The organism is Idiomarina rhizosphaerae (genome assembly GCF_024159085.1).
GTDB classification, from domain to species: domain Bacteria; phylum Pseudomonadota; class Gammaproteobacteria; order Enterobacterales; family Alteromonadaceae; genus Idiomarina; species Idiomarina rhizosphaerae.
This window is the reverse complement of record NZ_JAMZDE010000008.1, coordinates 120907-145229: the sequence shown is the minus strand read 5'-3', so window position 1 is coordinate 145229 and position 24323 is coordinate 120907. Positions and strand designations below refer to the sequence as shown.

General features: G+C 46.5%; 22 protein-coding genes. 18 read left to right on the top strand and 4 right to left on the bottom strand.

Features of this window, described 5'->3' with window-relative positions:
* Window position 1: 1 nt before the first annotated feature.
* The 3 genes from nrdA to ubiG all read right to left on the bottom strand — a co-directional run bounded on the left by nrdA (window position 2) and on the right by ubiG (window position 4020).
* Window positions 2–2332 carry a class 1a ribonucleoside-diphosphate reductase subunit alpha gene (gene nrdA / locus NJR55_RS11005; protein ID WP_253619991.1) on the bottom strand — a complete coding sequence of 777 codons (2331 nt, stop codon included), beginning with the start codon at window positions 2330–2332 and terminating at the stop codon, window positions 2–4.
* 272 nt (window positions 2333–2604) lie between these two features.
* Window positions 2605–3288 (bottom strand): HAD family hydrolase, encoded by a 684-nt coding sequence (locus NJR55_RS11000; protein ID WP_253619990.1) that lies wholly within the window; start codon window positions 3286–3288, stop codon window positions 2605–2607.
* A complete protein-coding gene (gene ubiG, locus NJR55_RS10995) occupies window positions 3289–4020 on the bottom strand; it encodes a bifunctional 2-polyprenyl-6-hydroxyphenol methylase/3-demethylubiquinol 3-O-methyltransferase UbiG (RefSeq protein ID WP_253619989.1) in 732 nt (243 codons plus the stop codon).
* A 149-nt stretch (window positions 4021–4169) separates the two neighbouring features.
* Here ubiG and gyrA point away from each other — a divergent pair, with 149 nt between their 5' ends.
* From gyrA to NJR55_RS10940, 11 genes are all read left to right on the top strand, one after another.
* Entirely contained in the window at window positions 4170–6806 is a 2637-nt protein-coding gene (gene gyrA / locus NJR55_RS10990; protein WP_253619988.1) for a DNA gyrase subunit A, read from the top strand.
* Complete coding sequence (gene serC, locus NJR55_RS10985; RefSeq protein ID WP_253619987.1) at window positions 6803–7888, top strand: 3-phosphoserine/phosphohydroxythreonine transaminase; 1086 nt, start codon at window positions 6803–6805, stop codon at window positions 7886–7888. The genes gyrA and serC overlap by 4 nt, the downstream gene beginning before the upstream one ends.
* Window positions 7889–7920: 32 nt before the next feature.
* Window positions 7921–9024 carry a histidinol-phosphate transaminase gene (gene hisC / locus NJR55_RS10980; RefSeq protein WP_253619986.1) on the top strand — a complete coding sequence of 368 codons (1104 nt, stop codon included), beginning with the start codon at window positions 7921–7923 and terminating at the stop codon, window positions 9022–9024.
* Window positions 9017–10306, top strand: a complete 1290-nt coding sequence (aroA, locus tag NJR55_RS10975; RefSeq protein ID WP_253619985.1) for a 3-phosphoshikimate 1-carboxyvinyltransferase — start codon at window positions 9017–9019, stop codon at window positions 10304–10306. The genes hisC and aroA overlap by 8 nt, the downstream gene beginning before the upstream one ends.
* Window positions 10307–10403: 97 nt before the next feature.
* Complete coding sequence (gene cmk / locus NJR55_RS10970) at window positions 10404–11096, top strand: (d)CMP kinase (protein ID WP_253620441.1); 693 nt, start codon at window positions 10404–10406, stop codon at window positions 11094–11096.
* 114 nt (window positions 11097–11210) lie between these two features.
* On the top strand, window positions 11211–12893 hold the full coding sequence (rpsA, locus tag NJR55_RS10965; protein WP_253619984.1) for a 30S ribosomal protein S1: 1683 nt from the start codon (window positions 11211–11213) through the stop codon (window positions 12891–12893).
* A gap of 38 nt (window positions 12894–12931) precedes the next feature.
* Window positions 12932–13213 (top strand): integration host factor subunit beta, encoded by a 282-nt coding sequence (gene ihfB / locus NJR55_RS10960; protein WP_011234600.1) that lies wholly within the window; start codon window positions 12932–12934, stop codon window positions 13211–13213.
* Window positions 13214–13287: 74 nt separating this feature from the next.
* The gene (locus NJR55_RS10955) at window positions 13288–13548 is read left to right on the top strand and encodes a lipopolysaccharide assembly protein LapA domain-containing protein (RefSeq protein ID WP_011234599.1); all 261 of its coding nucleotides are present in this window, start codon (window positions 13288–13290) and stop codon (window positions 13546–13548) included.
* 6 nt (window positions 13549–13554) lie between these two features.
* Window positions 13555–14712, top strand: coding sequence for a lipopolysaccharide assembly protein LapB (lapB, locus tag NJR55_RS10950; RefSeq protein ID WP_253619983.1), 1158 nt, complete (start codon window positions 13555–13557; stop codon window positions 14710–14712).
* Window positions 14713–14716: 4 nt separating this feature from the next.
* On the top strand, window positions 14717–15412 hold the full coding sequence (pyrF, locus tag NJR55_RS10945; protein ID WP_253619982.1) for an orotidine-5'-phosphate decarboxylase: 696 nt from the start codon (window positions 14717–14719) through the stop codon (window positions 15410–15412).
* A gap of 106 nt (window positions 15413–15518) precedes the next feature.
* Window positions 15519–15836, top strand: a complete 318-nt coding sequence (locus NJR55_RS10940) for a ComEA family DNA-binding protein (RefSeq protein ID WP_253619981.1) — start codon at window positions 15519–15521, stop codon at window positions 15834–15836.
* A gap of 91 nt (window positions 15837–15927) precedes the next feature.
* Here NJR55_RS10940 and rne read toward each other — a convergent pair whose 3' ends face one another.
* Entirely contained in the window at window positions 15928–18873 is a 2946-nt protein-coding gene (gene rne, locus NJR55_RS10935) for a ribonuclease E (RefSeq protein ID WP_253619980.1), read from the bottom strand.
* A gap of 452 nt (window positions 18874–19325) precedes the next feature.
* Between rne and rluC the strand changes: the two genes are divergently transcribed.
* The 7 genes from rluC to NJR55_RS10900 are packed head-to-tail and all read left to right on the top strand — an operon-like array spanning window position 19326 to window position 24323.
* A complete protein-coding gene (rluC, locus tag NJR55_RS10930) occupies window positions 19326–20273 on the top strand; it encodes a 23S rRNA pseudouridine(955/2504/2580) synthase RluC (protein WP_253619979.1) in 948 nt (315 codons plus the stop codon).
* Window positions 20274–20288: 15 nt separating this feature from the next.
* The gene (locus tag NJR55_RS10925; RefSeq protein WP_253619978.1) at window positions 20289–20951 is read left to right on the top strand and encodes an HAD-IA family hydrolase; all 663 of its coding nucleotides are present in this window, start codon (window positions 20289–20291) and stop codon (window positions 20949–20951) included.
* The gene (locus NJR55_RS10920) at window positions 20948–21544 is read left to right on the top strand and encodes a Maf family protein (RefSeq protein ID WP_253619977.1); all 597 of its coding nucleotides are present in this window, start codon (window positions 20948–20950) and stop codon (window positions 21542–21544) included. The genes NJR55_RS10925 and NJR55_RS10920 overlap by 4 nt, the downstream gene beginning before the upstream one ends.
* Window positions 21545–21595: 51 nt before the next feature.
* The gene (gene yceD / locus NJR55_RS10915; RefSeq protein WP_011234591.1) at window positions 21596–22123 is read left to right on the top strand and encodes a 23S rRNA accumulation protein YceD; all 528 of its coding nucleotides are present in this window, start codon (window positions 21596–21598) and stop codon (window positions 22121–22123) included.
* A 16-nt stretch (window positions 22124–22139) separates the two neighbouring features.
* Window positions 22140–22310: a 50S ribosomal protein L32 gene (rpmF, locus tag NJR55_RS10910; RefSeq protein ID WP_011234590.1), complete on the top strand. Its 171-nt coding sequence runs from the start codon at window positions 22140–22142 to the stop codon at window positions 22308–22310.
* An 8-nt stretch (window positions 22311–22318) separates the two neighbouring features.
* Window positions 22319–23344: a phosphate acyltransferase PlsX gene (gene plsX / locus NJR55_RS10905; protein WP_253619976.1), complete on the top strand. Its 1026-nt coding sequence runs from the start codon at window positions 22319–22321 to the stop codon at window positions 23342–23344.
* 16 nt (window positions 23345–23360) lie between these two features.
* Window positions 23361–24323, top strand: coding sequence for a beta-ketoacyl-ACP synthase III (locus NJR55_RS10900; protein ID WP_253619974.1), 963 nt, complete (start codon window positions 23361–23363; stop codon window positions 24321–24323).

Here is a 24323-nt window from a genome sequence, read left to right as displayed (position 1 = left end):
ATTAAATTTTGCAGGCGCCGCCGGCACAGTCATCATCTTCTTCAATGATCACTGTTGTCGGCTGAGCTTGAGACGCAGCAGCACCTTTACGTGCCGCAATGTCGGATTGGTTATCCGCAGCACCGTCACGGGTGTTGTGATAATAAAGCGTCTTAACGCCAAGCTTATAGGCCGTTAATAAGTCCTGCAGAAGCTGCTTCATTGGTACTTTACCGGCTTCGAATTTACTTGGGTCGTAATTGGTGTTCGCAGAAATTGTCTGGTCGACAAACTTTTGCATAATACCAACCAGCTCAAGGTATCCCTTATTGTTAGGGATTTGCCATAACAGCTCGTACTTGTCTTTTAAGTTTTCGTAGTCTGGAACAACCTGTTTGGTGACACCGTCTTTTGACGACTTAATGCTGACAAAGCCACGAGGCGGTTCAATGCCGTTGGTCGCGTTAGAAATCTGCGACGATGTCTCAGAAGGCATTAACGCGGATAACGTTGAGTTACGCATGCCGTGTTGTTTGATGTCAGCACGAAGCTTGTCCCAGTCCAGATGCAGAGGCTCATCACAAACCTTATCCAGGTCTTTCTTGTAGGTATCGGTTGGCATAATGCCCTGAGAGTAGGTGGTCTCATTAAATTTAGGGCACGCACCTCTTTCTTTAGCCAGGTTCATTGACGCCTGCATCAGATAATACTGTATTGCCTCAAAGGTCTGGTGAACCAGGCCATTTGCAGAGCCGTCTGAATATTTAACGCCGTGCTTGGCTAGGTAGTAAGCAAAGTTAATAACCCCAATACCCAGAGTACGACGGTTCATTGTTGCATTGTAAGCGGCCGGAACCGGGTATTCCTGATAATCCAGCAGGCTGTCCAGTGCACGAACAGCTAAGTCGGCAAGGTTTTCAAATTCACTTAAGCTCTCAATTTTGCCTAAGTTAAAGGCCGACAGTGTACACAGGGCAATTTCACCTTCTTCGTCATTCACATGGCTTAGAGGTTTAGTTGGTAACGCAATTTCAAGGCACAGGTTGCTCTGACGAATAGGAGCAACTTTAGAATCGAACGGGCTGTGAGTGTTGCAATGGTCAACGTTTTGTACGTAGATACGGCCAGTACTGGCGCGTTCCTGCATAAACAAACCAAACAACTCAATGGCTTTAATACGTTTTTTGCGGATGCTCTCATCCTGCTCGTACTGAAGGTACAAACGCTCAAATTCGTCCTGATCTTCAAAGAACGCGTCGTAAAGGCCTGGCACATCCGACGGGCTGAACAAAGTAATGTAATCGTCTTTAATCAGACGCTGGTACATGGTGCGGTTAAACTGCACACCGTAATCCAGATGACGAACGCGGTTTTCTTCAACACCGCGGTTGTTTTTCAGTACCAATAAGCTTTCAACTTCCAGATGCCAAAGTGGGTAGAACAGGGTAGCGGCGCCACCACGAACACCACCTTGCGAACAGCTTTTTACCGCTGTCTGGAAATATTTATAGAAGGGAATACAACCCGTGTGGAAAGCTTCACCGTTACGAATAGGGCTACCCAGAGCGCGAATACGCCCTGCGTTAATGCCAATACCGGCGCGCTGTGATACGTATTTTACGATGGCGCTTGAAGTGGCATTAATAGAGTCGAGGCTATCGCCGGCTTCAATCAGAACGCAGGAGCTGAACTGACGCGTAGGCGTGCGCACACCCGACATAATAGGTGTTGGCAGCGAGATTTTGAATTCAGAAGCGGCGTCGTAGAAACGTTTAACGTAGTCCATACGAGTGCTTTTCGGGTAGTTGGCGAACAAACAAGCCGCTACCAGAATGTATAAGAACTGAGCGCTTTCGTAGATGTCGCCGGTAACCCGATTCTGAACCAGATATTTGTTCTCAAGCTGCTTAACTGCCGCGTAAGAGAAGTTCATGTCACGCCAGTGATCCAGAATTTCGTCCATCTGGTCAAACTCTGCTTCAGTGTAGTCTTCCAGCAGGTGCTCATCGTAGCGATGCTCTGCAACCATCTTTTTCACCTGGTCGTAAAGACGCGGCGGCTCAAACTTTCCGTAGGCTCGTTTACGCAAGTGGAAAATAGCCAGACGCGCAGCCATATATTGATAGTCGGGCGCTTCTTCTGAAATTAAATCAGCTGCGGCTTTTATAATAGTCTCGTGGATATCTTCGGTTTTAATACCGTCGTAAAACTGAATGTGAGACTTAATTTCGACCTGAGAAGCTGAAACATTGTTAAGACCTTCAGCGGCCCACATGATAACCCGGTGGATTTTATCAAGGTTTAGCGGTTCGCGTTCGCCGCTGCGTTTAGTGACATATAGTTGCTCGTTCATTTTGCGCCGACTCTTAGCTTTTTGTTATATGTTTGTAGCCACAAGATATTGTGCTTATTAGTTGTACAGGGCGATAATTACACAATATCTAGTGTCTTGGGAATGAAGAGTATGCTAGGTCTAACTGCCACTTCGATCAAGTAAATTTACGGGCAAAAACAGGAATAATTTTGATTTAGAAATCTTGATTTTTTGTCAGCCTATGTTTGGCGTGAGTTTGCGCTGGTAATTCTGCTATATATTTTTTTGATCTTTCAAAACATGTTTATAGATCAAGAGTTATCAATAGCAAGTAACTTAAGTAACTCCAGTGGTGAGGCGATATGATAGTCGGCTTGCCAGCGTTGTGGCTGATCCTCATTGCTAATATAGCCATATTCGGCAAGCACCGTAACCATGCCGGCATTGCGACCGGCTTCGATATCCCGTTCTGCGTCTCCGACATAAAGACAGTCAGCAGGTTCTATTCCCAGTTTTTCAGCTGCATAGAATAAAGGTTCCGGCGAGGGTTTCGCCACGCTTAAGGTATCACCGCTTACGACCACGCGAATAGCTTCAAACTCCGGAAAGTGAGGCAGTAATTGTTGAGTGAGCCGCTCTGGTTTATTGGTGACTATGGCAACCTGAATGGATTCACGCTGCAGCACCGCAAGTAGCTCCAGAACTCCGGGATAGGGTTGCGTATGAGTAGCTATATTCTCTTTATAGGCACTGAGAAAAGCGTGTCGCAGTTCGGCTTCCATGTCGCTGTACTCATTGGCAAAAGCTAGCTGCAGCATACCTCTGGAACCATGGGACGCGACTGGAGTAAACACCTCAGCCGTAACGGCAGGGCGTTCGTATTGTTCGCATACGGCGTTCAGTGCAGCACCCAGATCTGGGGCTGTATCAAGCAGCGTGCCATCCAAATCGAATAACACCGCCTTTACCGGAGAGTTTTTGTCTGATGAGGCCATTTATGACTCCGGCTTCTTTAAAGCGATAATGTAATTCACATCAACATCTTTTTCTGAAAGAACAAAGCCTTTCAGTGGATTAAAGATAAGACCATTAATGGCGATATCTTCTAACGCGGCGGCATCTGTCATACGCAGTAGCTCTGATGGTTTGATAAAACGTTGATGCTGATGAGTTCCTTTGGGAACCCAGCCTAAAACATGCTCAGCGGCAACAATACCTAACAGCCAGGACTTTACATTCCGGTTTAGCGTGGAAAAAAAGATCTTCCCGCCAGGTTTTAGTGCTTTAGCACAGGCTTTTACAATAGCTTCAGGGTCAGGTACATGCTCTAGCATCTCCAGACAAGTCACCACATCAAAGCTTGCTGGCTGCTGTTGCGCCAGAGTTTCGATAGCAATGCATTGGTAGTCGATTTGACGCCCGCTTTCTAAGGCGTGCAAACGTGCCACTTTTAATGACTGTTCGGCTAAATCAACCCCTGTAACCTGAGCGCCGCGCTCAGCCATAGCTTCGCTCAGTAACCCACCACCACAGCCGACATCTAATACCTTTTTACCGAACAGGCCTTCAGTATGGTTTTCAATAAATCCCAGCCGAACGGGGTTTATTTTATGTAAGGGTTTGAATTCTCCATCGGGGGCCCACCAGCGCGAGGCAAGGGCTGAAAATTTTGCGATCTCTTCCGGATCGACGTTTTTTTGTTCACTTTTAGAGCGACTGGTGGTCATAGATTATGCGTCTTTAAGAGATGGATAACGCGGCTAGTCTACCTCAGGCAAAGAATAAGAAAAAGAGGGTGCGAGACGCGTTTGGGATGGGTACAATGATTGGATCAAAATAACAATGAATATGCGGATCTATATTTAGGGAATAAACTATGAGCGATCTAGGCAGAGAAGTGTCACCGGTAAATATCGAAGACGAACTAAAGAGCTCGTACCTCGATTATGCCATGAGCGTCATTGTTGGGCGTGCTTTACCAGATGTTCGTGACGGCCTGAAGCCAGTACACAGACGAGTCTTGTTCGCAATGAACGAATTGCGCAACGACTTTAATAAACCTTATAAAAAGTCAGCTCGTGTCGTTGGTGACGTTATTGGTAAATATCACCCGCACGGTGATAGTGCTGTTTACGACACTATTGTACGTATGGCACAGAACTTCTCCTTGCGTTATATGCTGGTCGACGGCCAGGGTAACTTTGGTTCGGTTGACGGCGATTCCGCTGCCGCGATGCGTTATACCGAAATTCGCATGGCGAAAATTGCGCATCAGTTACTCGCCGATTTAGATAAAGAAACGGTTGATTTTGTAGACAACTATGATGGTACTGAGCGTATTCCAGACGTTCTGCCTACCCGCGTACCTAACCTATTAGTTAACGGTTCTTCCGGTATTGCCGTTGGTATGGCAACCAATATTCCACCACATAACCTGACCGAAGTTATCGACGGTTCACTTGCCATGATTGATAACCCGGAGATTGATGTTGAAGGGTTAATGGAATACATCCCGGGACCGGACTTCCCGACAGCGGCGACAATTTCTGGCCGTAGCGGTATTGTCGAAGCTTATAAAACGGGTCGTGGCCGTATTCATTTGCGCGCTCAGGCTGAAATTGAAGTTGATGAGAAAACGGGTAAAGAAACCATCATTGTTACGGAAATTCCGTATCAGGTGAATAAAGCTCGCTTAATTGAAAAAATTGCTGAGCTGGTTAAAGAAAAACGCGTTGAAGGTATAAGTGCACTGCGTGATGAGTCTGACAAAGACGGTATGCGTATCGTTATTGAAATTCGTCGTGGTGATGTTGGCGAAGTTGTTCTTAACCATTTGTACGCTAATACTCAGTTACAGGTTGTCTTTGGCATCAACATGGTTGCCCTGGATAAAGGTCAGCCGCGCTTGTTTAACCTGCGTGACATGCTGGACTGCTTTATTCGTCACCGTCGCGAAGTAGTCACGCGTCGCTCAGTCTACGAATTACGTAAGGCACGTGAACGGGCTCATATTTTGGAGGGTCTGGCGATATCGCTGGCTAATATCGACGAAATTATTGAACTTATCCGTCGCTCACCAACGCCTGCTGAAGCTAAAGCTGGACTAATTGCCTGCGCATGGCAGCTGGGTGATGTTGCCGCAATGCTGGAAACTGCCGGCGTTGATGCTGCGCGTCCTGATCATCTGCCGGAAGAATACGGCATTCGCGATGGTAACTATCACCTGACCGAAGAACAGGCTCAGGCTATTCTGGATTTACGCCTGCACAAACTGACCGGTTTAGAGCACGAAAAAATTCTGGATGAATACAAAGGCCTGTTAGAGCAGATTGCTGAACTGCTGCATATCCTGAACAGCTCAGAACGCCTGATGGAAGTGATTCGTGAAGAACTGGTAGAAATACGTAACAACTTCGGTGATGAGCGTAAAACGGATATTACTGCTGCTGCACACGACATCAGCATGGAAGATTTAATCAACGAAGAAGACGTTGTTCTGACACTTTCTCACGAAGGCTATGTGAAGTATCAGCCTCTGACTGAGTACGAGGCACAACGTCGTGGTGGTAAAGGTAAAGCCGCCACTAAGATGAAAGACGAAGACTTTATAGAAAGACTCTGGGTAGCGAACACGCATGACACCATTTTATGCTTCTCAACCCGTGGTCGTATTTACTGGATGAAAGTTTACCAGTTGCCGCTGGCAAGCCGTGCGTCTCGTGGTAAACCAATAGTGAACTTGTTACCGCTGGAAGCCGACGAGCGTATTACCGCTATTCTGCCAACACGGGACTATCCGGAAGATAAATTCGTTGTTATGGCAACGCGCAAAGGCACAATTAAGAAAACGCCATTACCAGAGTACTCACGTCCTCGTAACGGCGGCATCATTGCACTGAACCTGGTTGATGACGACGAACTGATTGGTGTTGATATCACTGACGGTAACGGAGAAATCATGCTGTTCTCTGACGCTGGTAAAGTGGTGCGTTTTGCTGAAGAGCAGGTGCGTTCAATGGGCCGTACCGCCACTGGTGTACGTGGTATTCGCCTGGAAGACGGGCAGCGTGTTGTATCACTGATTGTTCCTCGCGAATACGAAGAGGAAGAAGCGAATGTATTAACCGTGACTGAAAACGGTTACGGCAAACGTACGCCGCTAACTGAATATCCGGCTAAGAGTCGTGCCACCAAAGGTGTTGTCTCTATTAAAGTCAGCGAACGTAATGGTTCAGTTGTAGGTGCCATGGAAGTTATTGACGGCAATGAAATCATGCTTATCAGTAATAAAGGCACTCTGGTAAGAACTCGCGTCAACGAGGTTTCAACCGTTGGCCGTAACACTCAGGGCGTGCGCTTAATTCGCACCGCCGATGACGAAAAAGTCGTTGGCCTGCAGCGAATTGATGAAATTGATGAAGATGAAGTGTTAATTGACGGCGAGGTTGCTGAAGAAGGTGAAACCGCAGCTGAAGACAATACCGAAAATCAAGAAGGTTCCGACGAGTCATGAGTCAGTTGTTTAACTTTTCTGCCGGACCGGCAATGCTGCCGGTCGACGTTTTGAAGCAAGCCCAGGAAGAGTTATTGAATTGGAATGGGCAGGGTGTGTCGGTAATGGAAATTTCTCATCGCGACCCTGCTTATGTTCATATGGCACGTGAAGCTGAGCAAGACCTGCGCGACCTGTTAAACGTACCTGATGACTATGAAGTCCTCTTTTTGCAGGGCGGTGGACGCGGCCAGTTTTCTGCGGTTCCGCAAAATATTGCGTCACCGGATGCCACCGTAGATTATCTGGATACAGGAATTTGGTCCGGTTTTGCTATCCGGGAAGCCGAGAAGTTTGTTTCCAGAGTGAATGTTGCCGGGCAAGTTCAGGAAGGCGCTAAAGGCAAAGAAATTCAGTCTCCAAAAGACTGGAAATTGTCTGAAAATGCCGCCTATTTTCATTATTGTCCTAATGAAACCGTCGATGGTATTGCGTTGCATGAGATTCCTGATGTAAAAGCGCCAATTGTCGCCGATATGTCATCGAACATCCTTTCTGAACCACTGGATGTCTCTAAGTTTGGCGTCATATATGCTGGAGCTCAGAAGAACATAGGTCCTTCCGGCTTTGCCATTGCCATTGTTAAAAAGTCTCTATTAGGCGAGCCGCAGAAGCAGGTGTCGTCTATTATGGATTACCAGCTTCAGGCGAAAGACGGGTCTATGTACAACACGCCCAACACCTTTGCCTGGTACCTGGCTGGGTTGGTATTCAAGTGGCTAAAAGCTCAGGGCGGACTAACCTCTATGGGCGAACGCAATCGTCATAAAGCGCAGCTTATCTATGACTTTGTCGATAAGTCCGATTTTTACAGCAATAAAATTAACCCCGCTTATCGCTCAATTATGAATGTTCCTTTCCAGTTGGCCGACGACAAACTCGATGAAGCGTTTTTAAAAGGCGCCAAAGAAGAAGGCTTACTGGGTTTAAAAGGCCATCGCTTTGTCGGTGGTATGAGAGCTAGTATTTATAACGCAATGCCGGTGGAAGGCGTAGAAGCATTGCTAAGTTATATGGCAGATTTCGAGCGCAAGCTTGGCTGAATAAATAGAATAAAAAAAGGTAGTGAATCGCTATGGCAGAATTTAATGCATTAGAACTGGTTAATCCCGGAGTGAAGCAATTACGTCCGTATCAGGCAGGTAAGCCTACGTCTGAATTACAGCGTGAGTTAGGTCTGCAGCACGTGGTTAAGCTGGCTTCAAATGAGAACCCTCTGGGTTTGAGTGACAAAGTAAAAACCGCGCTGGAAGCCGAGTTAACTGATTTAGTGCGTTACCCCGATGCTAACGGTTACTACCTTAAAAGCCGTCTGGCTGAGTTACATGAAGTTGGAACGCAGCAAATAACTCTGGGTAACGGCTCTAACGATGTTCTGGAAATTTTAGCCCGTACCTTTGTGTCGGATAAAGACGAAGTTATTTTCTCACAACACGCATTTGTAGTGTATCCGCTGGTGACTCAGGCTATTGGTGCTAAACCTGTTGCTGTTCCCGCAGTAGATTACGGGCACGATCTTGATGGTATGGCAAAAGCCGTTACCGATAAAACCAAGATGATTTTTATTGCTAACCCGAATAACCCAACGGGTACGTTTTTATCAACCTCAGCACTGAAAAGCTTCCTGGATAAAATACCGCAGCATATTATTGTGGTTCTGGATGAAGCTTATTACGAATATGTGCCGGAAGACGAACGAGCGCCGTCGGTAGAGTGGATAATAGAATATCCTAACCTGGTGGTTAGCCGGACGTTTTCTAAAGCTTATGGCTTAGCCGGTTTGCGCGCAGGCTACGTCGTCAGCGACGAAGGTGTGGCAGATGTCCTTAACCGTATTCGTCAGCCGTTCAATATGAACTCGTTGTCACTGAAAGCGGCTGAAGTGGTATTAGATGATCATGCCTATTTGCAAAAAGCCGTTGAATTAAACGCACAGGGTATGAAGCAGTTAACTGACTTTTGTGAAGATTCAGGACTTAACTACATTCCATCTTATGGTAACTTTTTAACCATAGAAGTTGGGCCCGATGCTGAGAAGCTTTATGACGAGCTTCTTCATGAAGGCGTTATTGTACGTCCTGTAGGTGGCTATGAGTTGCCTAATCATTTACGTGTCAGCATTGGCCTGCCTGAAGAAAATCAAGCCTTTATTAAGGCAATGAAAAAGCTGCGTGGTTAATTCTATTCAGTTAGAGCCGCGACAGCATTGTCGCGGTACTGTCACCTTACCCGGTTCAAAAAGCATTGCTAACCGGGCATTGCTTATGGCTGCTTTATGCCAGACTCCCGTCACCTTACATAATTTACTGGTTAGCGATGACACTAGCCGCATGCGTGAAGCTCTTAATGCATTGGGAGTGAGCTTTGAAGATGACAAACTCACTACCCGGGTGCATGGTTTAGGAGGGCATTGGAACAAATCTGCTTCTGATCTCTATCTGGGAAACGCCGGTACGGCAATGCGGCCGCTCATAGCCGTGTTAGCGGCAACATTAAAAAGCGAACATCAAGCGGTAGTGTTAAAAGGTGATGCCCGAATGCATGAGCGCCCGGTTAAGCACTTAGTTGATGCTTTACAGCCTCAGAGTGCCGGGGTTAACTATCTGGGTGAGACAGGGTTTCCTCCTTTAGAAATGACTTCTGGTTTAAAGTCGGGTCACTTTGAAATTGATGGTTCGGTATCCAGCCAGTTTATCTCGGCCTTGCTGATGGCGCTTCCGTTACTGCCCGGTAATTCAACCCTGACATTAAAAGGGAATGTGGTTTCACGGCCTTACATTGAACTGACGCTGCAAATGCTCGCAGACTTTGGCATTTCGATAAAAGAATGCTCTCCTCAGCGCTACGCTATTACCGGTGGGCAATGCTATCAGTCGCCCGGCGAATACTGGGTCGAAGGCGATGCCAGTGCTGCGTCTTATTGGATGGCTGCCGCGTTGTTAGGTAAAGGTCCGGTTGAGATTATCGGTGTTGGTAAAAACTCTATTCAGGGCGACAAACGTTTTGCCGAAGTCATAGAAGCCATGGGCGCGTCAGTGAGCTACCATAAAAATAGCATTACCGTATCCGGCACAGGAAGTGTACAGGGCATTGACCAGGACTTTAATGATATTCCCGATGCGGCAATGACAGTCGCGCCACTGGCTTTATTCGCAAATAAGCCGACGACAATTCGTAATGTCGCAAACTGGCGGGTTAAAGAAACTGACCGGCTTCATGCTATGGCGACTGAGTTGCGCAAGCTTGGTGCCACAGTGGATGAGGGCGAGGACTTTCTCCGTATTGAACCGCTGAAACACTGGCAACATGCTGCAATTGATACGTATGACGACCACCGCATGGCAATGTGCTTTTCCTTGGTGGCATTTTCCTCTGTTGGCGTAACAATCAATGATCCCGGTTGTTGTGCGAAGACCTACCCCGACTATTTTTCCGAGTTTTCACGGCTCTGTCACAGTTAACTCTTAGACTCGCTGACTTTGATTAATGCAATTTTTTTACAAATGCGTATAATTGCGCGGCTAAATGCTGCGTAATGCAGAGCAATTAGAGGATTTTATGACAACTCATATTCCAGTCATTACGATTGACGGGCCGAGTGGGGCAGGAAAAGGAACAATCAGTCGATTATTGGCTGAAAAGCTAGGATGGCACTTGCTGGACAGTGGTGCGATTTATCGCGTGCTGGCATTAGCGGCTTTGCATCACGACTTTACGCCGGAAGATGAAGAAAGCCTGGTGGCTTTGGCTGCGCATCTGGATGTGAAGTTTGAAGCAGAAGAAGAACGCTCATTGACACATATTATTCTTGAAGGTGAGGATGTGACCATGACCATCCGCACCGAACAAGTGGGTAATATGGCGTCAAAAATAGCGGCTTTACCAAGAGTCAGAGAAGCTTTACTGCGCCGCCAGCGTGGGTTTAAGGAGCTTCCGGGTCTGGTAGCCGACGGTCGTGATATGGGAACTGTCGTTTTCACTGATGCCGATGCCAAAATCTTTTTGACAGCTTCTGCCGAAGAGCGTGCAAGACGACGCTTTGAGCAATTGAAGGAAAAAGGTTTTGATGCTAACATTGATCAATTAGTGAACGAAATTAAAGAAAGAGATGATCGTGATACGAATCGCTCGGTGGCACCTCTTAAGCCAGCTGAGGATGCGTTGTATCTGGATTCCACTGATACGTCCATAGAGGACGTGTTGGAACAAGTATTGACGTTTGCGCACAGCAAACTCTCAAAGACTAGCTAGGGTCAGGTGACCTTAATTAGGTGTCTGTTGTAAGGATGCGAACAGACTATTTTAATAACCCCGCTGTATACGGAAGTTCAGTGGACGTCTTATTTATAAGCGAAGTTAATTACTATGTCAGAAAATTTTGCAGAATTATTTGAAGAAAGCCTAAAGGAAGTTGAAACACGCCCGGGCTCCATTGTTAAAGGTACTATCGTTGCTATCGAAAAAGATTTGATCCTGGTTGATGCCGGCCTTAAATCAGAAAGCGCGATTCCAGCAGAACAATTCCGTAATGCAGAAGGTGAATTAGAAGTCAGCGTCGGCGACGTAGTTGACGTAGCCCTTGATGCAGTCGAAGACGGCTTCGGTGAAACTATCCTGTCTCGCGAAAAAGCGAAACGTTACGAAGCATGGCTGGTTTTGGAAAAAGCACACGAAGACAATGCAACCGTTATCGGTATTATCTCTGGTAAGGTTAAGGGTGGCTTTACAGTAGACTTAGGCGGCGTTCGCGCGTTCTTGCCTGGTTCACTGGTTGATGTACGTCCAGTACGTGAAACAACGCACCTGGAAAACAAAGATTTAGAATTCAAAGTTATCAAGCTTGATCAGAAACGCAACAACGTTGTTGTATCTCGTCGTGCTGTTATCGAGAAAGAAAACAGTGCAGAGCGTGAAGAGCTGCTTGAAAACTTGCAGGAAGGCCAGGAAGTTCAGGGTATCGTTAAGAACCTGACTGACTACGGCGCGTTCGTTGATTTAGGCGGCGTCGATGGCTTATTGCACATTACCGATATGGCTTGGAAACGCGTTAAGCACCCAAGTGAAATCGTAAACGTTGGCGATGAAATCACTGTTAAAGTATTGAAGTTTGACCGTGAACGCACTCGTGTATCTCTTGGCCTTAAGCAGTTAGGCGAAGATCCATGGGCTGATATCGCAAACCGCTACCCAGAAGGGCATCGTTTAACTGGTCGTGTTACGAACTTGACTGATTACGGTTGCTTCGTCGAAATCGAAGAGGGTGTTGAAGGTCTTGTTCACGTATCAGAAATGGACTGGACTAACAAAAACGTTCATCCTTCTAAAGTGGTTAACCTGGACGACACTGTTGAAGTTATGGTTCTGGAAATTGACGAAGAACGTCGTCGCATTTCACTAGGCCTTAAACAGTGCAAGCCTAACCCATGGGAAGAGTTTGCTAAGAACCACAATAAAGGCGAGCAAGTTACTGGTAAGATCAAGTCAATCACTGACTTTGGTATCTTCATCGGTCTTGACGGCGGTATTGATGGTTTGGTTCACTTGTCAGACATTAGCTGGAACGCTACTGGCGAAGAAGCTGTTCGTGATTACAAAAAAGGTGAAGAAGTTACCGCTGTAGTCATGCAGGTTGATGCTGAACGTGAACGTATTTCTCTGGGTATTAAGCAGCTTGAAGAAGACCCTTTCAATAACTACCTGGCGGCCAATAAAAAAGGTGCTATTGTTACAGGTACAGTTACTGAAGTAGACGCTAAAGGCGCTAAAGTTGAATTAGCTGAAAGCGTTGAAGGTTATGTTCGTGCCGCAGACATTTCACGCGACCGCGTTGAAGATGCAAGCACTGAACTGAGCGTTGGTGATTCTATTGAAGCTCGCTTCATGGGCGTTGACCGTAAAAACCGTACTCTGAGCTTGTCTATCCGTGCGAAAGACGAAGTTGAAGAGAAAGAAGCGGTTGAAAGCGTTAATAAGCAACAGGACAGTGGTTCTGGTCTTAACAGCGCAATGGCTGAAGCCTTTAAAGCTGCAAAAACTGACGACGAATAATTTACTGTAATTTTGCAGTCAATTAGAAGGAGGTAATGATGACTAAATCAGAGCTGATTGAAAGGTTAACTTTGAAGCACGAGTTACCTCCTAAGCAGGTTGAAGCTTCGGTAAAAGAGATACTCGAACAGATGGTGCAATCCTTATCGCAAGGTAAGCGCGTTGAAATTCGGGGTTTCGGAAGCTTCTCTCTGCATTATCGGGCTCCTCGTGTTGGTCGTAACCCAAAAACAGGTGATCCTGTTGAATTAGATGGGAAATACGTACCGCATTTTAAAGCGGGTAAAGAGCTTCGCGAGAGGGTTGATACATTAAGTTAGTTTTTACGCTCGATTGATAAAAACGGCATGCTATACTGGCATGCCGTTTTTTTATAACTAACAGGTAAGCAATTATGCTTAAAAAGCTGCTTATTCTCATTCCTGTATTAATCATATTTCTTTTAGCAATGGCTTTTGGGGCTCAGAACCCGCAAACCGTGGTTGTTAATCTACTGGTGCTGCAAACAGAAATGGCTGTTGCATCGCTGCTTGCTATCTTTTTTGGTAGCGGTTTTCTGGTTGGTATTCTATTACTTTGCTTATCGAGTTTATCCTGGCGCTATCGGTATAACCGTTTAGTTAAGCGTTTAAATAAACTGGACAAGGAGAGCTAACGGCTCATGTTGGAGCTTCTCTTCCTGCTTTTACCAATTGCTGCTGCCTATGGCTGGTTCATGGGGCGCAATAGTGTTCGCACAGAAGAGCGAAAAGAGCAGAAGCGTTTCTCCAAAAAGTACGCCACAGGTATCAACCTTTTGCTGTCAGACCAGCCAGATAAAGCAGTTGATTTATTCGTCGAGTTATTAGACGTCGACAGCGAAACCATTGAGACTCACTGGACCTTAGGCAAGTTATTTCGCCGCAGAGGCGAGGTTGACCGTGCAATAAAAATTCATAAAAACCTGACGTCACTTCCCAATCTGTCTGAGCACGATCGCTTAACGGCTATGTACGAGTTGGGTAAAGACTACCTTTCTGCCGGAATCTATGACCGCGCTGAACAAATGTTTGCCGGCTTACAGAGCTACAAATTATTCCGCGAAAAAAGCCAAAAGCACCTTCTTGAGCTTTATGAATCCACACACGAATGGGACAAAGCCATTAAAATAGCTTTGCGTCTGGCGAAGCAAAGCAGCCACGCGCGAGTCGTTCTCGCTCAGTTATATTGCGAGCTTGCCGAACTAGACGACAATATTCCGAGTAAAATAAAGCATTACAGCAAAGCGCTTAAACACGACAGTAATTGCGTTAGAGCGGTTCTCTCCCTGGGAAAAATTTATATGAAAGAAGGGGAGTACGGGGAGTCTATTAATTACTTAACCCGGGTATTCGAACAGGACAAATCATTTGTTTGCGAAACCATTCCTTTGCTAGAGGAAGCGTACGAGAAAACATCGGATACTCATACGTTTATCGAATTTCTACACAGTTGCGTTGAACACAATGCGGGGATAACAGCTGCTATTACATTGGCGGAAAAAATTTGTGAATCGCAAAGTATTGAAGACGCAGAGCACTTTATGACTCATGTTCTGGAGCAGCACCCGACAATGCGCGGGTTCCATCATTTAATGGGGTTGCACATTAGAGCCGCTGATGTGGGCAATGCGCGTGACAGCCTCCGGAGACTGCGTAAAATGGTTCACGAGCACATAGTACAGCGGCCCAACTATAAGTGCCGCCACTGTGGTTTCTCCGGACATACTTTATATTGGCGTTGTCCTTCGTGTAAGAGCTGGGCAACAACAAAACCTATTTTTGGATTAGATGGTGAATAACAACATGGCGTTACCGAAAATTTATGTTGCATTAGATTGCCAGACACAGGAAGCCGCTGACAATTTAGTGAGTCAATTACCAGCCGGAAAAGTTGGGCTAAAAGTGGGTAAGGAATTGTTTACCGCTATTGGACCTAGCTGGGTAAAAAAGCAGGTTGAGCAAGGTTTTTCAGTATTTTTAGATTTAAAGTTTCATGATATTCCAAACACAGTGGCTAAGGCGGTAACCTCAGCAGCTAAAATCGGTGTTGATATAGTGAACGTGCACGCCAGCGGCGGTACCGAAATGATGAGCGCGGCAAGGGATGCATTAAAGCAATTTGATAAGCCTCCTTTATTAATAGCCGTGACGGTACTCACCAGCATGAGTGATTCTGATCTTGCAGAAACCGGAGTCCAGGCAACTGCGGAACAGCAAGTGTTAAAACTGGCAAAACTAGCGCAGCAGGCCGGTCTGGACGGAGTGGTTTGTTCTGCTCAGGAAGCTCGCATGCTGAAACGTGATTTGGGTACGTCATTTAAGCTTGTAACTCCGGGTATCCGACCTGCCAACAGCGCCGCGGGTGACCAAAAGCGGGTTATGACACCAGAAGCCGCAATAGAGGCTGGAGTCGATTACATGGTTATTGGGCGACCCATTACGCAGGCAGCTGATCCAACCGCGAGAGTTGCGGAGATATTGGCTTCTATAGGAGAATAACTCACTTACCTCTTCGCAATGTCGTAATCTTCTAATAAGGCAAAAAACTTCGGCTATAGTGTCCTTACTGCAGTGACGCAGTGATTTTTCAATAGGGAATGACACTATGAAGCTAAAATTGATACCCATACTTGTTGCCTCATCGCTGTTTTTAGCAGCAGGGGCGCAAGCCACTCCATTATCCGCCTTACCAAACTTATCGCCAGTAGCACAGGCTGAAGAGGTTAAAACCGTTAATATCAATACGGGTTCAGCACAAGAGATATCGGCTGTCCTGGTTGGGGTCGGTGAGAAACGGGCTGAGCAGATTATCGAGTTAAGAGAACAGCTGGGTGGCTTTACTGAAGTTGAGCAGTTACTTGATGTAAAAGGTATTGGTGTTAAAACTTTAGAGAAAAACCGAGCCTTCATTACGATTAAGTAGTAATGGCGAACAGACTCCAGAGATAAAAAAGGCCGGTAGTTGGTTGCTACCGGCCTTCTTACTTTCTTACTAAACTTTCGTTTAGCTGAATTTAATCACATTTTGCCATTTCGGCATAAGAAGTCGAGCGCGCCTGAGAAATACTGGCGATACGACTGTCTTTAACAAACTGAGGGCGATTATCTGATGAAGCTACAGGCAGAGCCTTAAAGGCTTCTTTGCGCTCTTCAGCTGTTGCCTTTGTCATTGCAGAAAATGATGAACCACTCAATGACCGGTTAGGTATAACCGCTTCGGTTTTCATTTGCTTGCGTTTTTGCCCAGCAGCCCGTTGATGACGAGGAGAGCGGCGAGAGCGATCTCTGCTTTTCTTCTCTTCAGCCTTAGGCTCTGCTTTTTCTTCAACAGCGTCTTCTGTTTCAGTAGGCTTTGGCGCCTCTTCAGCCGTTTCAGAGCTATTGCTTTGTTCATCTTCAGTTGGCTCAGATACTGGCTCACTGGCTTGCTCAACTGATGCTTCTACTTTGTCATCAGATGCCACTTCAGGCTCAGCTTCAGGTTTCGCTGTGTCAGGCTTTTCTACTGTTTCGTCTGTACTGGTTTCAGTTTGTTGAGTTGCTTCAGTGTCCGCTTGAGGCGCTTTCTCTTCCGTACTCTCATCAACACTCTTCTCTTCGCTCTGTTCTGCCGGAGTCGCAGATTGAGCCTGATTTTGTACTAATTCAGCGGCTGCCTGCATACGCGGATCCAGTACTTTATCAGAAATTGCTTTATTTTCGCTCTTGCCAGAACCAGACTGCTGTGCTGGTTTCTCTTTAGCCTGGGCTGGCTTCTGAGTATCTGCACCATCAGTCGACGCATCAACAGCCTTTTGAGCTGGCTGCGTTGGTTCTTTAGCTTCTACTGAATCGCCAGTCGATGAAACGCGAACGGATTTTTCAATCGGCTTACGTTGACGACGTGGTTTATCCTGAACAGCTTTAGTCTCTTTTGGCTTTTCTGCTTCAGCCGGGCTATCAACTTGCTCGTTCTTAGCCGCTTCTGGTTTTGGCTGCTGCTGATTTTTATTGCTGCGGCCACGACGTCTGCGATCGTTACGGTTGCGACTATTACGGTTACCTGCGTCATCGCGGGATTCCGTTGATTTATCTTCTGTAGTTGCAGAGGTGCTTTCTTTACTGGCTTCCTTGTCCTTACCCGTTGACTGGTTGCGGCCTCGCTGCTGACGGTTCCCTGAGCGGCGATTACGGCCACGACGTTGCTGATTCCGCTGGTTCTGAGCATTACGTTCTTTTTCTTTCTCAGCTTCAGCCTGTTTCTGTTCTTCATCTGAACCAAACAAGCCAGAGAACCAGGTTGCTAAACGACTCAACAAGGATGGTTGGGCTACTTTTTTCTCTTCAACTTTAGGAGCCGGTGCTGGCGTAGGAGCTGCACTTGGTGCCTGAAGGCCTTTTAGTGCAGGCTCTTCGAATTTAGCTTTATCCTGAGTCAAAGTAATAGAAACCGTAGATTCAGTTTGCTCCGGTTTTTGCACCAACTCAAAACTGGCCGATTCCGGAACTTCGTCATCACGAATACGTAACACTTCAAAGTGAGGCGTTTCCATATGGTGATTCGGGATAATAACGATTTTCACGTTATGACGTTTTTCAATATGATTTACGGATTGACGCTTTTCATTGAGCAAATAAGTTGCGACATCGACCGGAACCTGAGCGTGCACCTGAATGGTGTTGTCTTTTATGGCTTCTTCTTCAATCAAACGCAAGATTGATAGAGCTAAAGAGTCGCTCGAACGTATGGTTCCCTGGCCATTACAACGAGGGCAAACATTGTTTGCTGATTCGCCCAGCGAAGGACGTAGGCGCTGACGAGACATTTCCATCAAGCCAAAACGCGAAATGCGGGCGACCTGAATGCGCGCTCTGTCCTGAGATAAGCTATCGCGCAAACGGTTTTCAACATCACGTTGATGGCGGGCAGGGGTCATATCGATAAAGTCGATAACCACTAAGCCGCCAACGTCGCGTAAACGCAATTGACGTGCTATTTCTTCGGCTGCTTCAAGGTTGGTCTGCAATGCCGTTTCTTCGATATCGCCACCTTTAGTTGCACGTGACGAGTTAATATCGATGGATGTCAGTGCTTCGGTTGGGTCGATAACAATTGAACCACCTGACGGAAGGCGGACTTCGCGCTGGAATGCAGATTCAATTTGGCTTTCAATCTGGTAGTGACTGAAAAGCGGGACATCGCCTTCGTATTGTTTTACGCGTTGTAAAAAGTCCGGACGAATAAGCTGTATATGACTACGGACTTGCTCGTAAACTTTCGGACTGTCGATGAGAACTTCACCGATATCACGGCGCAGATAATCGCGTAAGGCGCGGAAAATAACGTTGCTTTCCTGATGAATAAGGAAAGGAGCAGGGCGCTCGTCTGCCGCTTTGCTAATGGCTTCCCAATGATTAAGCAGAACATTTAAGTCCCACTCGAGCTCTTCTTTTGACTTGCCTACACCAGCGGTACGAACAATCAGTCCCATTTCTTTCGGAACATTGAGGTCGGATAGCGCTTCTTTTAGTGCTGAACGTTCATCGCCCTCTATGCGGCGAGATATACCTCCGGCTCGGGGGTTGTTCGGCATGAGCACCAAATAGCTGCCCGCCAGAGAAACAAAGGTAGTTAAGGCGGCGCCTTTTTGGCCTCGCTCTTCTTTGTCTATTTGAACAATAACTTCCTGGCCTTCTTTAACCACATCTTTGATGTTGGGGCGACCCTGGAAGGTATAACCTTGCGGAAAATAGGTTTTAGCTATTTCTTTAAGAGGGAGGAAGCCGTGACGTTCTGCGCCATAATCGACAAAGGCAGCTTCGAGACTTGGCTCTATGCGCGTGATTTTGCCTTTATATATGTTTGCTTTTTTCTGTTCGTGACCAGGGCTTTCAATATCTAAATCGTAAAGGCGCTGGCCGTCAACCAGCGCAACACGCAACTCTTCTAATTGCGTGGCATTAATTAGCATTCTTTTCATTACTGTGACTCAATTCTTTGGGCCACAATATGACACGCCCCAATGGCGATCGTGCAATTATCGAATTCGTCTGTCGCTGCAGGCCCTTTGGGACCTGCGTTACCCGTCATCTACAACGTGTAACTAAAATGAGTTTGACTGTGCCGATAACACCAACTGTTCGGTGTCATATTGTCGCTAAATTTTACGTCTGCAATCGATTATGAAACAAAGCGTATTCAATGTGCTGTGTTCTTCTCCGTGCCATCAACATCTCGGCTAGTCACTTCATTAGACTTTAAAACCGTACGCTGATGTGGATAATGCGTCGCTCTGTTATTTCGATTGCGCGAAATATATTCTTCGTCTGCCATCTTCGATGGACTTTGACACTTAATTATTCCATGAAAACCACTGAAAATACAAGCAACAATTTCGCTGTTGAATCTTGTAGATGATGGTAAAATAGCGGCATGAAAACAATTCAACAAGAAGTACGCTGGCATACTGTCTCTGCAGAAGAGTCAGGGCAGCGAATAGATAACTTTCTCATTGCGCAATTACGCGGTGTACCTAAGTCTTTGGTGTACCGAATTGTCCGTAAAGGTGAAGTGCGGGCGAATAAAAAACGGATAAAACCGGACTATAAGTTGAAGGAAGGGGATCTCATTCGCATTCCTCCGGTGAAAGTGAGTGAGAGGCCTGACCTTCCGTCTGCTAATTTAGAGCAGGTTGCGGCTCTGGAGCACGCGATCCTCTATGAAGACGATGCGTTGATGTTAATTAATAAACCATCAGGAGTCGCCGTACATGGCGGCTCCGGGCTGCAGTTCGGTCTTATTGAAGGCTTAAGAGCGTTGCGCCCAAAAGAGAAAAGCTTAGAGCTGGTTCACCGAATAGACCGGGACACCAGTGGCTTGTTGCTGGTTGCTAAAAAACGTTCAGTGCTGAGAAACCTGCATGAACAGCTGCGTAACAAAGAAATGAATAAGCAATACCTGGCGTTGGTTCGTGGTCAATGGCAAAAGCGGGTTCGCAGCGTTGAAGCGCCGTTAAAAAAGAACACCTTAAAATCAGGCGAGAGAATTGTACGGGTTGATGCAGAAGGGAAAGCCTCTTTGACTCGTTTCAGAATTCAGCAAAGGTATAAGGAAGGGACATTAGTTGAAGCGTCGCCGGTTACTGGCCGCACCCATCAAATTCGCGTTCACGCGTTACATGCCGGTCATCCTATAGCGAAAGATCCTAAGTATGGTGATGCCGATTTCGATAACACGATGTCCGGGCTTGGGTTAAGCAGACTGTTTTTACACGCCTGGCAGCTGCGTTTTCTGCATCCTGTTACGGGAAAAGAAGTGGCTTTTGAGGCCCCTCTGGATGACAACTTACAGCAAACGTTAAAGCAACTGACGGCACAATAATAAGGACAGCTTATAATGATGTACGATAAGCGACTTGTGGTGTTTGACTGGGACGGCACTTTAATGGACTCCATTGGCCGAATTGTGTCATCTATGCAAAATACAGCGCAGCACACGGGGTTACCCGTTCCGACCGAGGTTTCAGTCAGAGATATTATCGGTTTAAGCCTTGAACCCGCAATAGAGAAACTGTTCGGCGTGCTTAACGCGACACAAATGAATAACTTTTTAACTCAGTATCGTGATGAATATGTCGACTTGAATACAACTCCGTCGCCATTATTTCACGATGCAAAAGCGGTGCTTTCTCAGTTATCCAGTGCTGGCTATCGTTTAGCCGTTGCTACAGGCAAGGCCCGACGGGGGCTAGAACGGGTCTGGGCAGAAAGTGAAACTGAGCATTACTTTGATACTTCGCGGTGTGCCAGTGAAACTAAAGGCAAGCCTGACCCCCAGATGCTTTATGAAATTATGAGTGAACTTAAAACCCAGCCTGAACACACCGTAATGGTTGGAGACTCTGTTCACGATATGAAAATGGCGGTTGCAGCCGGTGTACAGGCAGTTGGCGTAAGCTTCGGCGTACATGACGCTGAACGTTTGCGCGAAGCCGGTGCTACAATCGTGGTCGATTCGCTTTCAGAACTCAGTAATAAACTTGTCAGGGAGACATTATGACGTTGCCACTAATTCTGGGATCAGGTTCTAAGTACCGTCGCGAAATTCTAGATAGATTGCATTTGAACTACGATGTTGTGAAGCCGGATATAGACGAGAGTGCTATTAACTCAGAAAGCCCACAACAATTAGTTGGCCGGTTAGCGGAAGCAAAAGCCCGGGCAGTTGAAAAAAGAATGACCTACGATGACGCCATTATTATTGGTTCCGACCAGGTTGCTGTTTGTGATGGCAATATTTTAGGTAAACCCGGCAACCATGAAAATGCGGTGCAACAATTGTCCAGTTTTGTGGGCAAAACGGTAACCTTTTATACTGGGTTGGCCGTTCTTAATACAAAGGCTCAACAATGCGAAGTCAGAGTAGAGCCGTTTGAAGTCGAGTTTCGTCAACTGAGTACCGAAGAAATAGAACGTTACGTTGAACTTGAAAACCCCTTTGATTGTGCCGGCAGCTTCAAAAGCGAAGGGCTGGGAATCAGTTTGTTCAGTGGTTTAAAAGGCAACGACCCCAATACACTCATCGGGTTACCAGCTATCGCTTTACTGGATATGTTGAGAACTCACGGAATTAACCCTCTAAATAAGGATTAACGGCAGATTTCCCTTGTCAGTAAAGCGGAACTTCGTTAACATTCGCGCGCTATGCAAAAAGTTCGTATTCCCGTAACAGTAGACCCAGTCAAAAGTGCCAACAAGAAAGTGGCATATGATGGGGTTGTGCCTGGTAAAACATTGACAAGACTTCAGGAAAGTTTGGTAGAACCTTGCCCCGATCCTGAGGCCAGTGTTGAGTTTGGAATTGATGAGCAGGGCATTAGTTATTTTACAGGGAAAGCAAAAGTTGCTGTAAAAGTACTTTGTGAACGCTGTAATACGCCCCTGGATGTTGATATTCTCGCGCAATTTGCGTATGCTCCTGTCACTAAGCGACAGGTGGCAGATGACTTTCCCGATAGCTACGAAGCTATTGAGGTAAACGATTTTGGAGAAGTTAACCTGCATGGGCTTGTTGAAGACGAATTAATTCTGGCTATGCCAATAGTTCCTAAGCACGACGCTAAGGCATGTCAGGTGGATCGTGATGCGATGACGTGGGGCGAAATTGACGAATCAGCTGCTGAAGAGTCTGAGAACCCGTTTGCCGTATTGCAAGAATTGAAGCGTAAATAATCAGGAGATAGCGTAAATGGCTGTTCAAAAAAGTAAGAAAAGTCGTTCAAGACGCGACATGCGTCGTTCACACGATGCAATAGACGGCCCAACACTGTCGGTTGACTCAACTACGGGTGAAACGCATCGTCGTCACCACGTAACAGCCGACGGTTATTACAAGGGTCGTAAGGTCGTTAACAAGTAAGACAGGCCATGCCTGAACTGAACATAGCGATTGATGCAATGGGGGGCGATAATGGCCCCTCTATTGTTATAGAAGCCCTGGAAAAAGCGGTTCATCGGTATCCCGATGTTAAATTCACCGTTGTCGGGCACGAGCAAGAACTCACCCCGTTACTCGATAAATTCAATTTAAGCTCGCATCCTTCTGTAAATCTTGTTCATGCAGAACAAGTTATTGAAATGGATGATAAACCGGGCCAGTCTCTGCGTAGTAAGCCTGAGTCCTCCATGCGCGTTGCGCTGCAAACTCTAACCGACGGTAATTGTCAGGCAATGGTAAGCGGTGGCAATACTGGCGCGTTAATGACTAATGCTTACTTTACACTTAAAACGCTTCCTGGCGTGTTGCGCCCGGCATTGATGACGGCTTTGCCGAATCAAACCGGCGGAAAATCTTACCTGCTTGATCTCGGCGCTAATGCCAGTTGCGATTCAGAAACTTTGTTTCAGTTTGGTGTTATGGGTGCTGTGGCGGCTGAATATTTATCGGGTGTGCCAGCCCCTAAAATTAGCCTGTTAAATATGGGTGAAGAAGACATCAAAGGTAATGATGTTGTACGCAATGCGGCGGCCAGACTCGCTCAATGCGAGCAGTTAAACTACATTGGTTTTATTGAAGGTAACCATTTATTTAGTGGTAGAGCTGATGTTGTGGTTTGTGATGGTTTCGTCGGTAATGTTGCGCTTAAAAGCTGTGAAGGTCTGGCAACATTCATTATTGATCAAATGCGGGACACACTGAACTCGCATTGGCTTTATCGGTTTTTCTTTCGTTTTTTACAAAAACGGACGCATAAATCCTGGGATAGGCTGAAGCCCGACCACTACAATGGTGCGAGTCTGATAGGATTGCGCCATGTCGTGATAAAAAGTCACGGTAGCGCTAGCGCCGGCGCTTTTTATAGTGCAATTCAACAAGCCGTCGCAGAAGCGCATGAACAGCTTCCCGAGCGAATTAAACATCGTGTCGAAGCAGTCTTATCAGAACAGCTGTAATCAGTTAAGTAGCGCTATGACTTATGCAAAAATTGTTGGTACCGGGCACTATCTGCCCGAACAACGGCTTACTAATGAAGAACTTTCCCAGCGGGTTGATACGTCTGACGAATGGATAACAGAAAGAACCGGCATTAAAGAACGGCGCATTGCGGCACCTAATGAAACCGCAGCGACTGTAGGTTATGAAGCGGCAAAAGAAGCACTGGCTGCCGCCGGTTTGAGCCCCCGCGATATCGATATGATTGTGGTGGCGACCACATCGGCCGAGCATGCCTTTCCTAGTGCTGCCTGTGAAATTCAACGAATGCTGGGCATTACGTCAGTTCCGGCTTTCGACGTTGGAGCAGCATGCTCCGGCTTTATTTATGCGCTTTCTGTAGCTGACCAATTTATTAAAAGTGGACAACATCAACGTATTCTGGTCATTGGTACTGATGTATTGGCGCGTTTATGTGACCCTAATGATCGTAACACTGTGGTGCTTTTTGGTGATGGTGGCGGGGCGGTTGTTCTGGAACAAAGTGGTACTCCCGGAATTATCTCTACTCATCTATTCAGTGCCGGCGAGTACAGTCACTTATTAGGAGCCAAACAAGCCTCCAGAGGGACAGACCGCGGCACAGAGAACGCCTGGATGTACATGAAAGGTAACGAAGTTTTTAAAGTTGCGGTTTCAAAACTCAGTAGTTTAGTGACCGAAACTTTAGCGGAAAATCAATTACAGGCGCATGATCTGGACTGGTTAATTCCGCATCAGGCAAATTTGCGTATTATTCAAGCCACAGCAAAAAAATTACAAATGCCGATGGAGCGGGTGGTTATTACTTTGGATAAAACCGGGAACACTTCTGCGGCATCGGTACCAATTGCACTTGACTGGGCGGTTAAGGACGGACGCATTAAACGCGGTCAAAAACTCTTGCTAGAGGCTTTTGGTGGCGGTTTTGCGTGGGGTTCGGCGCTCGTTCAATATTAA

Excerpts from the sequence above, each read along its gene's own strand:
- cmk (WP_253620441.1), top strand. The coding sequence starts at position 10,404 with ATGACAACTCATATTCCAGTCATTACGATTGACGGGCCGAGTGGGGCA.
- plsX (WP_253619976.1), top strand. The coding sequence starts at position 22,319 with ATGCCTGAACTGAACATAGCGATTGATGCAATGGGGGGCGATAATGGC.
- rne (WP_253619980.1), bottom strand. The coding sequence starts at position 18,873 with ATGAAAAGAATGCTAATTAATGCCACGCAATTAGAAGAGTTGCGTGTT.
- gyrA (WP_253619988.1), top strand. The coding sequence starts at position 4,170 with ATGAGCGATCTAGGCAGAGAAGTGTCACCGGTAAATATCGAAGACGAA.
- rpmF (WP_011234590.1), top strand. The coding sequence starts at position 22,140 with ATGGCTGTTCAAAAAAGTAAGAAAAGTCGTTCAAGACGCGACATGCGT.
- ihfB (WP_011234600.1), top strand. The coding sequence starts at position 12,932 with ATGACTAAATCAGAGCTGATTGAAAGGTTAACTTTGAAGCACGAGTTA.
- NJR55_RS10940 (WP_253619981.1), top strand. The coding sequence starts at position 15,519 with ATGAAGCTAAAATTGATACCCATACTTGTTGCCTCATCGCTGTTTTTA.
- NJR55_RS10925 (WP_253619978.1), top strand. The coding sequence starts at position 20,289 with ATGATGTACGATAAGCGACTTGTGGTGTTTGACTGGGACGGCACTTTA.
- nrdA (WP_253619991.1), bottom strand. The coding sequence starts at position 2,332 with ATGAACGAGCAACTATATGTCACTAAACGCAGCGGCGAACGCGAACCG.
- yceD (WP_011234591.1), top strand. The coding sequence starts at position 21,596 with ATGCAAAAAGTTCGTATTCCCGTAACAGTAGACCCAGTCAAAAGTGCC.
- hisC (WP_253619986.1), top strand. The coding sequence starts at position 7,921 with ATGGCAGAATTTAATGCATTAGAACTGGTTAATCCCGGAGTGAAGCAA.
- NJR55_RS10920 (WP_253619977.1), top strand. The coding sequence starts at position 20,948 with ATGACGTTGCCACTAATTCTGGGATCAGGTTCTAAGTACCGTCGCGAA.
- NJR55_RS11000 (WP_253619990.1), bottom strand. The coding sequence starts at position 3,288 with ATGGCCTCATCAGACAAAAACTCTCCGGTAAAGGCGGTGTTATTCGAT.
- NJR55_RS10955 (WP_011234599.1), top strand. The coding sequence starts at position 13,288 with ATGCTTAAAAAGCTGCTTATTCTCATTCCTGTATTAATCATATTTCTT.
- rpsA (WP_253619984.1), top strand. The coding sequence starts at position 11,211 with ATGTCAGAAAATTTTGCAGAATTATTTGAAGAAAGCCTAAAGGAAGTT.
- lapB (WP_253619983.1), top strand. The coding sequence starts at position 13,555 with ATGTTGGAGCTTCTCTTCCTGCTTTTACCAATTGCTGCTGCCTATGGC.
- NJR55_RS10900 (WP_253619974.1), top strand. The coding sequence starts at position 23,361 with ATGACTTATGCAAAAATTGTTGGTACCGGGCACTATCTGCCCGAACAA.
- serC (WP_253619987.1), top strand. The coding sequence starts at position 6,803 with ATGAGTCAGTTGTTTAACTTTTCTGCCGGACCGGCAATGCTGCCGGTC.
- ubiG (WP_253619989.1), bottom strand. The coding sequence starts at position 4,020 with ATGACCACCAGTCGCTCTAAAAGTGAACAAAAAAACGTCGATCCGGAA.
- rluC (WP_253619979.1), top strand. The coding sequence starts at position 19,326 with ATGAAAACAATTCAACAAGAAGTACGCTGGCATACTGTCTCTGCAGAA.
- pyrF (WP_253619982.1), top strand. The coding sequence starts at position 14,717 with ATGGCGTTACCGAAAATTTATGTTGCATTAGATTGCCAGACACAGGAA.